This is a genomic window from Streptomyces syringium (assembly GCF_017876625.1).
GTDB classification, from domain to species: domain Bacteria; phylum Actinomycetota; class Actinomycetes; order Streptomycetales; family Streptomycetaceae; genus Streptomyces; species Streptomyces syringius.
This window is the reverse complement of sequence record NZ_JAGIOH010000001.1, coordinates 5572460-5586189: the sequence shown is the minus strand read 5'-3', so window position 1 is coordinate 5586189 and position 13730 is coordinate 5572460. Positions and strand designations below refer to the sequence as shown.

7 protein-coding genes are annotated in these 13730 nt (G+C 74.7%); 1 reads left to right on the top strand and 6 read right to left on the bottom strand.

The features are described from left to right. The first annotated feature begins 21 nt into the window (after positions 1-21). Complete coding sequence (locus tag JO379_RS25015) at positions 22-2898, top strand: SCO5717 family growth-regulating ATPase (RefSeq protein WP_209517057.1); 2877 nt, start codon at positions 22-24, stop codon at positions 2896-2898. An 84-nt stretch (positions 2899-2982) separates the two neighbouring features. On the opposite strand, the gene JO379_RS25010 is transcribed toward JO379_RS25015, so the two are convergent. The 6 genes from JO379_RS25010 to infB all read right to left on the bottom strand — a co-directional run bounded on the left by JO379_RS25010 (position 2983) and on the right by infB (position 13639). Then, positions 2983-3948: a bifunctional riboflavin kinase/FAD synthetase gene (locus JO379_RS25010; RefSeq protein ID WP_209517055.1), complete on the bottom strand. Its 966-nt coding sequence runs from the start codon at positions 3946-3948 to the stop codon at positions 2983-2985. 52 nt (positions 3949-4000) lie between these two features. Then, on the bottom strand, positions 4001-8251 hold the full coding sequence (locus JO379_RS25005; RefSeq protein WP_209517053.1) for a trypsin-like peptidase domain-containing protein: 4251 nt from the start codon (positions 8249-8251) through the stop codon (positions 4001-4003). A gap of 250 nt (positions 8252-8501) precedes the next feature. Then, complete coding sequence (gene truB, locus JO379_RS25000) at positions 8502-9572, bottom strand: tRNA pseudouridine(55) synthase TruB (RefSeq protein ID WP_245381546.1); 1071 nt, start codon at positions 9570-9572, stop codon at positions 8502-8504. Then, the gene (gene rbfA / locus JO379_RS24995; protein ID WP_130880200.1) at positions 9569-10054 is read right to left on the bottom strand and encodes a 30S ribosome-binding factor RbfA; all 486 of its coding nucleotides are present in this window, start codon (positions 10052-10054) and stop codon (positions 9569-9571) included. Before rbfA ends, truB begins: the two co-directional genes overlap by 4 nt. A 31-nt stretch (positions 10055-10085) precedes the next feature. Next, entirely contained in the window at positions 10086-10379 is a 294-nt protein-coding gene (locus JO379_RS24990; RefSeq protein ID WP_130880199.1) for a DUF503 domain-containing protein, read from the bottom strand. A 185-nt stretch (positions 10380-10564) separates the two neighbouring features. Further along, a complete protein-coding gene (gene infB / locus JO379_RS33980; RefSeq protein ID WP_130880198.1) occupies positions 10565-13639 on the bottom strand; it encodes a translation initiation factor IF-2 in 3075 nt (1024 codons plus the stop codon). Positions 13640-13730: the final 91 nt, after the last annotated feature.

The window sequence follows — 13730 nt, the reverse complement described above, 5'->3', positions numbered from 1 at the left end:
AAACCAGCAGCAGGAGGAATTGTGGGCAGCGATCGGAACGAGATCCGCGCGGCAGGGGACACAGCCGGCGAGGACCGGTCCGACGCCGAGCACGACTACGAGCACACCGGCGAGTTCACCATCGACTATTCGCCGCCCGCCTGGTACACGCAGAACCCGTCGCCCGCCCCGGCCGCGCCCGCACCGGGCCCCGGGGCCGCCGAGGGTGTCCGCGCCGACGTGAGCGAGGCCGACGCGGCGGACGACACCCCGCCCCCGCCGCCCACGGGCGAGCCGCTGTGGCCGTCGTCCCCCACGGGCGAGGCGCCCGGCGCGGGTGGCGCCACGATGCGTTTCTCCGGTGCCGCGCCGCGGGACGAGAACGCCGCCGTCGCGGGCGAGTCGGATGCCGCTGCTCAGGGGACGGACGCCTCGGGTGCCGACGCCCCGGCGCGGCCGGTCCCCGTGACCGAGGGCCGTGCGGACGAGGCGCCGACGGCCGCCGCTCCGGCGGCCCCCGACGCTCCGGCCCCCGACGCCGCGACCTCCGAGGCTCGGGGCGCCGGGGACACCGCGGCCGGCTCGGGTGCCGCGGACGGTCCGGCGGACCGGTCGTGGGAGCCGCCGTCGCCTCCGCAGGTCGCGCTGCCGCCGCTCCCCCCGGACTTCCCGCCCGCGAGCCCGGGTACGTGGCCGCCGTCGGCGCCGGACGCCGCCGCGCCGTTCCCCGGCGCCGGTGCGACGGCGACGCCGCCGCCCGCCCAGCCGGCCCCGCAGGCCTTCCCGCCCCCGCCCAACCCCACGGCGCCGCAGGGCGGTTACGGCTACCCGCGCCCCGACGCGCAGGACGCACCGGCCCCCACCGGCCCGCCGCTGCAGAGCGCGCCCACCGAGCCGCCCGCACCCCCGGCCGGCGGTTACGGCTACCCGCGCCCGGACGCGCAGAGCGCCCCGGCCGCCGCGGCGCCCGCGCCCGTCGGCCCCCCGCCGCTGCCGAGCACCCCTCCCGCCGGGGAACCCCCGGCAGCACCGGAGGCCGACTCCCCCGCGCCGACCGGCGGTTACGGCTACCCGCGCCCCGACGCGGAAGCCGCTCCCTCGGCGGAGCCGGAGCAGGATCAGCACGCCGCCGCCTCGGTCCCGGCGCCGCGCGAACCCGCCCCCGAGGCCCCCGCCCCGCTGCACCGTCCGGCCCACCAGGAAGGCCGGGAGGGCCAGGAGGCCACGGGCGGTTACGGCTACCCCCGCCCCGACGCCCAGGACGCCCCCGTACCGGCGCCGCAGGGCGGTTACGGCTACCCGCGGCCGCAGGACGGCGGCCCCGGTGCCGCCCCGCAGCCGTCGTACGACCAGCCCGGGGCGATGCCTCCGGCCGCCGTCCCCGGACAGCCCGGCCCCGCGCAGCCGATGCCCGGTCAGCCGATGCCCGTACAGCAGAGCCCCGTCGAGCCCGGCCCCGGCATGCTGCTGCCCGGGCAGCAGCCCCCCGCGGCCGCTCCCGGCCCGTACGCCGCCCAGCCCGGCCCGTATCAGCCGGGCCAGCCGCCGCAGGCACCCCAGACACCGCAGGCCCCTCAGGCCCCGCACCCCGCGTACGCGCCGCCCGGCGCGCTCCCCCCGGCCGCGTCCCAGGTGCCGCCCGGGGCCATGCCCGACCCCGCGCAGCCCGCCGCCCCCGTCGACCCGCGGACCGGCGGCTGGCCGAGCGTGGCGCCGGAGCAGCGACAGCGGTCCGTGCACGGGGCGCCGCTCGGTTACACCGCGGCGGTGGAGCTGTCCTCGGAGCGGCTGCTCAGGAACAAGCCCAAGCCGCGGAAGCAGAGCGGCAACAGCCGGTTCAAGTTCGGCGGCAAGAAGGAAGAGGCCGAGCGGCAGCGCAAGCTGGAGCTCATCCGGACGCCGGTGCTGTCCTGCTACCGCATCGCGGTGATCAGCCTCAAGGGCGGTGTCGGCAAGACGACGACCACCACCGCGCTCGGTTCGACGCTCGCCAGCGAGCGCCAGGACAAGATCCTCGCGATCGACGCCAACCCCGACGCGGGCACGCTCGGCCGCCGCGTGCGCCGCGAGACGGGTGCGACGATCCGTGACCTCGTGCAGGCGATCCCGAGCCTGCACAGTTACATGGACATCCGCCGTTACACCTCGCAGGCGCCCTCCGGTCTGGAGATCATCGCCAACGACGTGGACCCTGCGGTCTCCACGACCTTCAACGACGAGGACTACCGGCGGGCGATAGACGTCCTGGGCAAGCAGTACCCGATCATCCTCACCGACTCGGGCACCGGTCTGCTCTACAGCGCGATGCGCGGCGTCCTGGACCTCGCCGACCAGCTGATAATCATCTCGACGCCGTCCGTCGACGGTGCGAGCAGCGCCAGCACCACCCTCGACTGGCTCTCCGCGCACGGCTACGCCGAGCTCGTCTCGCGCAGCATCACGGTCATCTCGGGGGTCCGGGAGACCGGCAAGATGATCAAGGTGGAGGACATCGTCTCGCACTTCGAGACCCGCTGCCGCGGTGTCGTCGTCGTGCCGTTCGACGAGCACCTGGCGGCGGGCGCGGAGGTCGATCTCGACATGATGCGGCCGAAGACCCGCGAGGCGTACTTCAACCTGTCCGCCATGGTCGCCGAGGACTTCGTACGGGCGCAGCAGCAGCAAGGCCTGTGGACCTCCGACGGCGGCACCCCGCCGCCGCACCTCGCCCCGCCGGTGCCGGGCGGCTACGCGCCGGACCCCGCTCAGCCCGGGTATCCCGGATACCCCGGCCAGGGCGCGCCCGCGGCCCCCAACCCGTACGGCGGGCAGCCGCAGCCCCACCAGCAGCCGGGTCCGTACCAGCAGCCGGGCGGCTGGCAGCAGCCTCCCCAGCAGGGTGACTACGGCTACCCCCAGCAGTACCCCCCGCAGCAGTAACCAGCGCACACGCGAGGGCCCCGGACGGCAGTCGCCGCCCGGGGCCCTCGTGGTGTCACACGTACGCGGGACGCGTGTGGGTCGTCAGCCGACCGTGGCGGCGCTCTCGTGGGCCGCGACCAGCTCGCGCGCCCGCTTCACGTCGTCCGCCATGCAGTCCAGCAGGGCCTCGATGGACTCGAACTTCTCCATCCCGCGCAGGTAGGCGAGGAAGTCCACGGCCGCGTGCATCCCGTACAGATCGAGGTCGACCCGGTCGATGGCGTAGGCCTCCACCGTCCGCTCGGTGGCGTCGAACTGCACGTTCGTACCGACCGAGATGGCCGCGGGCATGGCCTCGGCGCCGACGGTCAGCCAGCCCGCGTAGACCCCGTCCGCCGGGATCGCGGTGTGCGGCAGCGTCTCCACATTGGCGGTCGGGAAGCCCAGCTCGCGGCCGCGCTGCGCGCCGCGCACCACGACGCCCTCGACGCGGTGCGGGCGGCCGAGGATCTCCATGGCACCCGCCACGTCCCCCTCGGCGACCAGGCGCCGGGTCAGGGTGGAGGAGAACGGCAGTCCGCCGCCCGCCTCGCCGGTCACATACAGGTCGATGACCTCGACGTCGTAGTCGTAGGTGCCGCCGAGCTCCTTCAGGAGGCCGACGTCGCCGGCCGCGCGGTGGCCGAAGCGGAAGTTCGGGCCTTCGACGACGAGCCGCGCGTGCAGCTTGTCGACGAGCACCTTCACCACGAAGTCGGCGGGCGAGAGCTTCGAGAACTCCGCCGTGAACGGCAGGATCAGCACCGCGTCCACCCCGAGCCCGTCCATCAGCTCCGCGCGCCGGTGGTGCGGCGCCAGCAGGGGCGGGTGGCTGCCGGGGCGCACGACCTCGCTGGGGTGCGGGTCGAAGGTCACCACGACCGAGGGCACACCCAGTTCGCGTGCCCGCTCCACCGCACGGCCGATGATCAGCTGATGCCCGCGGTGCACGCCGTCGTACGAGCCGATGGTGACGACGCTGCGCCCCCAGTCCTGGGGGATGTCCTCCAAGCCACGCCAGCGCTGCACTGTGCCCGCTCCTCGCCCGAACCCGAACCTTTGTCTGTCGTTTTACGCAGGACTAAGAGTGCCATGCCGGTAGACGACGGTTCGCATCGGCCGGTGTACTGCTCGCGAGGTCCGCCGCCGTCGTCGGGTCCGCCGAATCCGCCGCAGTATCCGGAATGCTCCCCTCCGCCACCTCCGTCTGATCTTCGGACGGCGGCGGGGGCTCCGGGGGCGGGGCGGCGTCCGGCGGGCCGGCGCCCTCCCCGCCCGCCGGCTCCCCTCCCGCCGTCAGCCTGATGCGCGCCGCCGGGCCCACCACCACCGCCCACTGCGCCGGCGCGGTCCGCAGCCACCCCCGCACCTGGGCACCGAAGGCCGGCACGTCACGGGCGAGCTGGGTCAGCCGCCGGTCGAAGCAGGCGGCCCCCTCCGGTGTCCGGGCCATCAGCAGCCCCGTGCGATGGACGAGGTCCCGCGTCCGCGCCTCGCCGCGCTCGCCGGCCCCGCTCACCACCGCCCGCAGCAGGGTGTCGAGGACGGTGACGTCCCGCTCGTGCGGCCCGTACTGCTCGCACTCCAGCAGCACCTCCAGCAACTCCTGGCGCAGCGGGCGCGACACGGGCGTGCCGGGGGCGGCCAGGACGGGTGCCAGCGCCCAGCGGACCTGGGCCGGGTGGGTCCGCAGCAGATCCGCCACCAGCGGGAAGAGAACGGCCCGGCCGGCCGGGCCCGCCTCCAGCCGCCGGTCGACGAACGCGGCGACGTGGGCGGCGCCCTCGGGGTGGTGCTCCAGGTGCTCGCGCACGAGCGCGGCCGCGCGGCGGGCGAGGGCGGGGGTGGTGACCTCGGCGAGGGTGCGCAGCACATCGCCGGGCCCCTCCCCCGGCTGGTAGAGCCGTGCGCGGAAGGCGGCGAGGACGGGCTCGGGGTGGGTGGTCAGGGCGGCGGCGAGGGCGCCGGGCGGCAGGTGCGGGTCGCCGGAGGTGAAGCGGGCGATGGCCTGCGGGAGGTGTTTGGAGCGGGTCTGCCGGTCGCGGACGAGCAGGGCGAGCGCGGCGCCGTGCAGGGTGCCTTCGGCGGGGCGGTCGAGCAGGGCGAGCGCGGAGTAGCGCAGCAGCTGCCGGTCGGCCTCGGTGGTGACGTGGGGCGCGGCCTTGAGCGCGTACGCGGCGGCGGCCACGTGCCGGTCGACGCGGTCGTGGTGGGCCCAGCGGTCGACGGCCCGGCAGAGTGCGGAGGGCTCGTCCTCGGCGAGGGCGGACAGCAGCTCGTCGGCGTGGGGGTGCGCGGCGTCCACGAGCGCCTCGGCCAGGTCGTCGACGGCGCGCCTGCGGTGGGTGTGCAGGAGGGCCTGGGCGGCGGCGGAGACGGTGGGGCGCACTCCGAAGCCGGTGGCGCCGCCGTCCGGTGTCGTCTGGAGGGGGCGGTCGTCGCCGAACCACTGGCACAGGAGCGGCTGCGCCGTGCACGGGTCCTCACTGAGCACGGTCGCCACGGCGGTCAGGAAGCGGTCCGGCTGCGGCGAGGGGCGCTGGGGGGCGGGGGCGGCCGGGCCGGGGGGCGGTCCGTCGGCGGGGATCAGGACGCGCAGCAGTTCCAGGCGGTCGGCGGTGCCCAGCGGCAGCCGCAGCCAGAACCACGGTCCGAACTCCGCGAGGCCGCCGAAGGCGCGGGTGGCCCCGCCGTCGAAGCCGCCGTGGGCCAGGGAGCGGGCGGTGACGCGCTCGGCGAGCAGCCGCAGGACGTCGAGGTAGGGCGTGGCGTCCGGTACCCGCAGCAACGCTTCGCCGAGCAGGTGCGCGGCCCACCAGACCGGGTCGGGCACGGTCCGGGGTGCCTCCTCGCCGTCGGCCGGCACGGTGTCCGCCGCCGTCGCCCCGGTGTCCGGCTCGGCCCCTTCCTCCTCGGGGGCCGGCATGGACCGCAGCGGGAGGGTCTCGACGGCGTGGACCAGCGCGCCGAGGCGGCGGGCGAGCTCGGCGGGGCCCGAGCGCCGGGCGAGGAGGAACAAGGCCTGGAGGACGGGGCCGATGCGATGGCGCGGGACGGGCAGCGGCCGGGACGGCTTCCGCCCGGCGTCGCCGCCGCGCCGGCTGCGGCGGCGGGCCGCCGGTGTCCGCGCGGGCTCCTCCTCCCGCCGGGACGGCAGCCGGGCGGCGGCCTCGCCGGGTGTGCCCTCGGGCTCGTACCAGTGGTGGACCAGGGCGTGCAGGGCGGTGTCGAGGTCGAGGTGCGCGCCCTGGAGCCAGTCGGAGAACTCCTCGTGCGCGAAGCGGTACCCCGCGCCGGCCGGTACGAGCAGGCCCTCGGTGAGCACGGCGGAGGCCCAGCCCGTGCGCCAGGGGAACAGCTCCTCGAAGGCCTCCCGCTCCAGCTCCCCCTGCCCCGGGCCGAGGCACCGCCGCGCGGCCTCGTGCACCTGCCCGGCGACGCGGGTGGCGAGCCGTCGCACCGCCGCGCCGCGCGGCGGCGGGGTGCGGGCGGCGGCCAGCCGGACGGCGATCCGCAGGCAGACCAGATCGAGGTGGGCGGAGAAGACGTCCCACCGGTCGGGGGCCCGGTCCTCGGCGCCGCCGCGCACGTGGCCGTCCGGGAGCGCGGCCTGGACCTCGGCGAGGAGTCGCAGGGCGAGGGGGTGGCAGGCGTCCGCCGGGGAGAGGGCGTCGGGGGCGAGGCCGTAGGCGGCGCGGGCCTCGGCGGCCTGCCCGGGCGCGAGGTCGGTGAGCAGGGCGCAGGGCGGCAGCGCGCGGGGGTGGGACGCGGGCGACGGCACGTGCAGCGCGTCGGGCGGGAAGAGGGAACCGGCCGTCTCCCAGTGCTCCGGGCGGCAGGCGACGATCAGCCGGGTGGCCGTCTTCTCCAGCCAGTCCGCCGTCGCGGCCGTCCAGCCGGCGAGGGCGTGGGCGAGGCCGGGCGGCATCTCCTCGGGGCCGTCGAGGAGGATCAGCAGCGGGCGGCCCACGCGGTGCGCCATCTCCGCGACGGCCTCTGGGGTGGCGTCGGTGGGGTCCCCCACGGTGCCGTCGGCGCCCGCCGAGGCGGTGACGATGCGCCCGGCGGTCTCCAGGACCCTGGCTACGGCGTCCCGGACGCTCTCGTCCCCGACCCGCAGGTCCGCACCGCGCAACCACACGGTCGGCGCGGGCTCGTCCCCCCGCGCCCGACGCCCGGCGAGCGCCGCCAGCTCGGTCGTGCGCCCCGTACCGGGGTCACCGACCAGGCCCAGGACGCTTGCCGTGCGGCTTCGGGCATTCGGAGGGTCCGGCGGGCCGTCGTCCGGATCGCGGCTGTCATCGCGGCGGGTGGTGTGGGTTTCCGCCGCCGGACCGTCGGGCCGGCCGCCTCCACCACCGCAGTGGCGACAACCCTGATCGCCACAAGAAGAGGCCCCGGACGGGCCACCACGGCCGCCCCCTGAATCCGGCCCCCCGCCACACCGGCGGGCGCCCGGGCAGGCGTCCCCGCAGCTTCCGGGCGGCGCCGCCGAGCCCTGGCCGCAGTCCCCAGGCCCCGCGCCGACGCCATCGCTCGCCCCGCCAGGTCCTTCGCTCGCGGCAGCGTCATCGCTGAGGAACCGCGCGAACTCCCTCTCGATCTCCGGGCGTGCCACGGGCTCGCTCCACGCGAGGGAGGCCGTGACGGGGCCGAGGGAGGTCGCCGTCAGTTGCAGACCGCCCGCGAGATTGAGCTCGGGGCCGTACGCGGGGACCGTGGCCGCGTTGCGTTCGAGGAGTGCGGCCAGAGGGCCTTCCGGGGAGGTCGCGGCGGCGGCGCGCAGGGGGATGGCGAAGCCTCCGGCCCGGTGCTCGGTGTGGAGCGCGGTACCGAGGACGGCGACGACCGCACCGGTGCGGGCATCGATGACGGGGCCGCCCGTGGCCTCCTCACCGAGCCGCAGCCCGTCCCGCTCGCCGAGGGACAGCTCCAGGGCGGCGCCGAGCAGATGGAAGCGGTCGGTCGCGGTGTAGATCACCAAGGCGTCGCCGATGATCTGGGCGGTCTGCCAGCGGCCCGCCCGCAGCCGGACCTTCGCGCCGCCTTCGACGCACTCGGCGCCCGCGACCGGCAGCGGCGGCACACAGAGCCCCTCGGTGCGCACGAGGGCGAGGTCCGCGCCGGGCAGCGGGGTGACCGCCTCGGCGCCGACGAGGCAGGTGCGCTCGCCCGGCGCGTGCAGCACCAGACGGGCCAGGCCGTCGACCGCCTCATGGCTGGTGATCACGGTGCCACGGTCGTCGGCCACGAAACCCGTGCCGCGTGGCCGCCCGGCGAGATCGCGGATACGCACCAATGATTCGTCCGCATCGGCCCGCCGAACACTCATCCGCCGATACCTCCCCGCCATGCCGGTTCGTTCCGACCGTAGGCAGCGGATGATCGGCAGGACAGATCACAAGCCGAACGCGCCCCCTTCCACCCCCGTTATTCACTCCGAGCGCCTGCCCATTGGGGTGAATCCGCGGTGCCGGGCGGATAGACGGCAGCGGAGGGGTATCGCGTGGTGCGCGACGACCGCGCCGAAAACGGGACAGAGGGCGGGCGCAGTGCGCCCGCCCTCTGTCCGAACCGGGATCTCAGCCGAAGACCGCGAGGCTCTTCGCCTTGCCGCCCTGGTTCTCGACCAGCACCAGGAAGCGGCCGTCCGGGCCGAAGACCGCGATCGGACCCGTGGTGTCGAAGAGCGGCACCTTGATCCGGACGCCGTTGCCGAGCAGCCGGGCCTGCTCCTCGTTCACGTCCCAGCGCTGGAACGCGGCGGAGGCCGCGTCGGCGACCGGCATGACGGTCAGCTCCTCCTGGAGCTGGTCCAGGGTGCGGGCCTCGCCCAGCGCGTACGGGCCGACGCGGGTGCGGCGCAGCGCCGTGAGGTGGCCGCCGACGCCGGTGTCGGCCCCCAGGTCGCGCGCGAGGGCGCGGACATAGGTGCCCGACGAGCAGACGACGGAGACGAGCAGGTCCTGCACCGGGGTGCCGTCCGCCGCCTCGGCCTGGTGCACGGCGTGCACGGCGAAGGAGGAGACCGTCACCGGCCGGGCCGGGATCTCGAAGTCCTCGCCCTCGCGGGCGCGGGCGTACGACCGCTTGCCGTCGATCTTGATCGCGCTGACCTTCGACGGGACCTGCATGATCTTTCCGGTGAGCTTGGCGACCCCGGCGTCGATCGCCTCGCGGGTGACCCCGGAGGCGTCGGCGGACGAGGTGATCTCGCCCTCGGCGTCATCCGTCACGGTGTTCTGCCCGAGCCGGATGGTCGCCACGTACTCCTTCTCGGTCAGCGCGAGGTGACCGAGCAGCTTGGTCGCCCGCTCGACGCCGAGGACGAGCACACCGGTCGCCATCGGGTCGAGGGTCCCGGCGTGGCCGACCTTCCGGGTCCGCGCGATGCCGCGCATCTTGGCGACGACGTCGTGCGAGGTGAAACCGGCCGGCTTGTCGACGATGACCAGGCCGTCCGGGCAGACCGGGCGCGGTCCCTTCGCCTTCGGGCGCTCCGCCCGGGCGGGTCGCTCCGCCCGCGCCGCGCGACCCTTGGCCTCCGCAGCCTCGGCGGCCGGGACGGCCGCGGCGACCTCGGCGGCGGGCTCGACGCTCGCGTCGGCCGCCGGGGTCACCGCGGGGCGCTCGCTTGGTGCCTGGTGGTTCATTCGGAGGCTGCACCCTTGCTGTCCGAGCCGTCCGAGCCGGCGTCGTCGACGCCGTCCTCGTCCTCGCCCGGCTTGCGGTACGGGTCGGCGTCGCCGGCGTACTGCGCGCCCGAGGACACCTCGCGGACCTCGGCGTCCTTGGCCTTGGCCTTGGCGAGCAGGTCGTCGATGGTCCGGGCGTTGTCCGGCAGGGCGTCCGGGACGAAGGTCAGGGTCGGGGTGAAGCGGACCCCGGTCTCCCGGCCGACCGTGGAGCGCAGGATGCCCTTGGCGCTCTCCAGCGCCGCCGCCGAGGCGGCCCGCTCCTCGTCGTCGCCGTAGACCGTGTAGAACACGGTGGCCTGCTGCAGATCGCCCGTGACCCGGGTGTCGGTGATGGTCACATAGCCGAGCCGCGGGTCCTTGATCCGGCGCTGGAGGGTCTCCGCAATGATCACCCGGATGCGGTCGGCCAGTTTGCGCGCCCGCGCGTTGTCGGTCATGCGCCTACTTCTTTCTTCTTCGGTTCAGTCATCAGTCGTCGTCGCCGTGGATCCGCCGTCTCACCGACAGCAGTTCCACTTCCGGCCGCCCGGCGACGAGGCGCTCGCAGCGGTCCAGCACGTCCGTGAGGTGCGCCGCGTCCCCTGAGACCGCCGCCAGGCCTATCTCGGCTCTGCGGTGGAGGTCCTGGTCGCCGACCTCCGCCACGCTCACCGCGTATTTGCGGTGCAGCTCGGCGACGATCGGACGGACGACGGAGCGCTTCTCCTTCAGCGACCGGACGTCGCCGAGGAGGAGGTCGAAGGACAGTGTCCCTACATACATGCGTAACGGGTGAAGCCCACCCGGGAGGCGTGAGGTGAAGCTGTGTGTACGAGCTCTTAGAACCGTACATGCAACGGCCGGGGCCGATCGACGGAAATAATCCGTCGATCGGCCCCGAGCCCGCCCGTCGCCCGACCACCACCCCTGGTGGACCGCGCTACGCACGGACTGCTGTGTTACGCGGATCAGCCGCGCGGCTTCTCGCGCATCTCGTACGTCGCGATGACGTCGTCGACCTTGATGTCGTTGAAGTTTCCGAGGTTGATACCGCCCTCGTAGCCTTCGCGGATCTCGGTGACGTCGTCCTTGAAGCGACGCAGACCCTGGATCGTGAGGTCCTCGGCGACGACCTTGCCGTCGCGGATGAGGCGCGCCTTGGTGTTGCGCTTGACCTCGCCGGAGCGGATGAGAACACCCGCGATGTTGCCCAGCTTGGACGAGCGGTAGATCTCGCGGATCTCCGCCGTACCGAGCTCGACCTCTTCGTACTCCGGCTTCAGCATGCCCTTCAGGGCCGCCTCGATCTCCTCGATCGCCTGGTAGATGACCGAGTAGTAGCGGACGTCGACGCCCTCGCGCTCGGCCATCTGCGTGGCACGGCCCTCGGCGCGGACGTTGAAGCCGATGACGATGGCGTCGGAGCCGGTCGCCAGGTTGATGTCCGACTCGGTGACCGCACCCACACCGCGGTGCAGCACGCGGATCTCGACCTCTTCGCCGACGTCGAGCTGGAGCAGCGAGGACTCGAGAGCCTCCACCGAACCGGACGCGTCGCCCTTGATGATGATGTTGAGATCCTGGACCAGACCGGCCTTGAGCACCTTGTCGAGGTCCTCGAGGGACACCCGGCGGGTGCGCTTGGCGAAGGCGGCGTTGCGCTCACGCGCAGCGCGCTTCTCGGCGATCTGGCGAGCCGTGCGGTCCTCGTCGACGACGAGGAAGTTGTCGCCGGCGCCCGGGACGTTGGTCAGACCGAGGACGAGGACCGGGGTCGAGGGACCCGCCTCTTCCACGTTCTGGCCCTTGTCGTCGAGCATCGCGCGGACACGGCCGTAGGCGTCACCGGCGACCATCGTGTCACCGACGCGGAGGGTACCGCGCTGGACGAGCACGGTGGCCACGGCGCCGCGGCCACGGTCGAGGTGGGCCTCGATCGCAATACCCTGCGCGTCCTGCTCCGCGTTGGCGCGCAGGTCGAGCGAGGCGTCCGCGGTGAGGACCACGGCCTCCAGCAGGGAGTCGATGTTCAGACCCTGCTTGGCGGAGATGTCGACGAACATGGTGTCGCCGCCGTACTCCTCGGCCACCAGACCGAACTCGGTGAGCTGACCGCGCACCTTGGTCGGGTCGGCACCCTCGACGTCGATCTTGTTGACCGCGACCACGATCGGCACGTCGGCCGCCTTGGCGTGGTTCAGCGCCTCGATCGTCTGCGGCATGACACCGTCGTTGGCCGCCACCACGAGGATCGCGATGTCGGTCGACTTGGCACCACGGGCACGCATGGCGGTGAACGCCTCGTGACCCGGGGTGTCGATGAAGGTGATGGCGCGCTCTTCGCCGTTGACCTCGGTGGCGACCTGGTACGCACCGATGTGCTGCGTGATACCGCCGGCCTCGCCCGCGACGACGTTCGTCTTGCGGATGGCGTCCAGCAGTCGGGTCTTACCGTGGTCGACGTGACCCATGACGGTCACGACCGGCGGACGGGAGACGAGCATCTCCTCGCCGCCCTCGTTCTCACCGAACTCGATGGAGAACGACTCGAGCAGCTCGCGGTCCTCCTCCTCGGGGCTGACGATCTGAACCTGGTAGTTCATCTCGTCGCCGAGGAGCGTCAGCGTCTCGTCGGACACCGACTGGGTCGCGGTGACCATCTCGCCGAGGTTCATCATCACGGCGACGAGCGACGCCGGGTTGGCGCCGATCTTCTCCGCGAAGTCGGTGAGGGAGGCACCACGGGACAGGCGAATGGTCTCGCCGCCACCGCGGGGCAGCATCACGCCGCCGACGGACGGGGCCTGCATGGCCTCGTACTCCTGGCGCCTCTGCCGCTTCGACTTGCGACCACGACGCGCCGGACCGCCGGGACGGCCGAACGCACCCTGCGTGCCACCACGGGCACCGGGACCGCCGGGACGGCCACCGAAGCCGGGACGACCGCCGAAGCCGCCGCCGCCACCGGGAGCGCCACCGCCACCGGGACGGCCGGCGAAGCCGCCGCCACCGGGACGACCGCCGCCACCGGGACCGGCCGGACGGCCGGCGAAGCCGCCGCCGCCGGGACGACCGGCACCGCCGGGACGACCCGCACCGGCGCCGGGACCGCGACCGCCGCCACCGGGGCCCGGACGCGGGCCGGCAGCCGGACGCTGCGGCATCATGCCCGGGTTCGGGCGGTTGCCCGCGGGAGCGCCACCGGGACGCGGAGCGCCACCGGGACCGCCCTGCGGACGAGGCATGCCACCGGGGGTCGGACGGGCGCCGCCCTGACCCTGGGGACGGGGAGCGCCGCCGGGACCGCCCTGCGGACGCGGACCGCCGGGGCCGGGCCGGTCGCCGCCGGGACGCGGGGCGCCACCGGGACGGGGGGCCTGCGGGCGGGCCATGCCGGTGGAGCCACCGGAGGTGAAGGGGTTGTTGCCCGGACGGGGACCGGCCGGACGGGCGCCACCGGGACGCGGGGCACCCTGGCCCTGCGGGCGGGGGGCACGCTCGGGGCGGCCGCCTTCCCGCTGACCGCCGTCACGACCGGCGGGCGCCGGACGGGCCGGACGCGGGCCGGGGGTGGCGCCGGGGCGCGGACCGGAGGGGGCCTGCTGGCTCGGCTGGGCCGGGGCCGGCGCGGAGAACTCCGCGGCGGGCACCGGGGTGACCGGTGCGGGCTTGGCCGGAGCCGCCGGGGCGGGCTTCGGACCCGGGCGGGGACCCGGGGTCGGCGCGCCACCTGCGGGCTTGGGGGTTGCGGGCGTCTCCGCAGCCGGCTTGGGGGCCGGGGCAGCGGGACGGGCCGGGGCACCCGGAGTGGGGGCACCCGGCTTCGCGGGCGCGGCCTTGCGCGGCGCCGCGGGCTTGGCAGCGGACTTGCCGGCGTTGCCGCCGGGCCCCTGCAAAGCGTCAGTCAACTTGCGGACTACAGGCGCCTCGATCGTCGAGGACGCCGAACGGACGAATTCACCAAGTTCTTGGAGCTTGGCCATGACGACCTTGCTCTCAACACCGAACTCCTTGGCGAGTTCGTATACCCGGACCTTAGCCACTTCGCTCCTTCTAGGTCCGGGTTGTCCACCGGACCGTCGCTACTTCATGGGCGTACTCATCGCGTACTCATCGAGTGCTCATCGCAATCTC

Coding starts and splice junctions, on each gene's coding strand:
- JO379_RS25005 (WP_209517053.1), bottom strand. CDS start 8,251: ATGAGTGTTCGGCGGGCCGATGCGGACGAATCATTGGTGCGTATCCGC.
- truB (WP_245381546.1), bottom strand. CDS start 9,572: ATGAACCACCAGGCACCAAGCGAGCGCCCCGCGGTGACCCCGGCGGCC.
- rbfA (WP_130880200.1), bottom strand. CDS start 10,054: ATGACCGACAACGCGCGGGCGCGCAAACTGGCCGACCGCATCCGGGTG.
- JO379_RS24990 (WP_130880199.1), bottom strand. CDS start 10,379: ATGTATGTAGGGACACTGTCCTTCGACCTCCTCCTCGGCGACGTCCGG.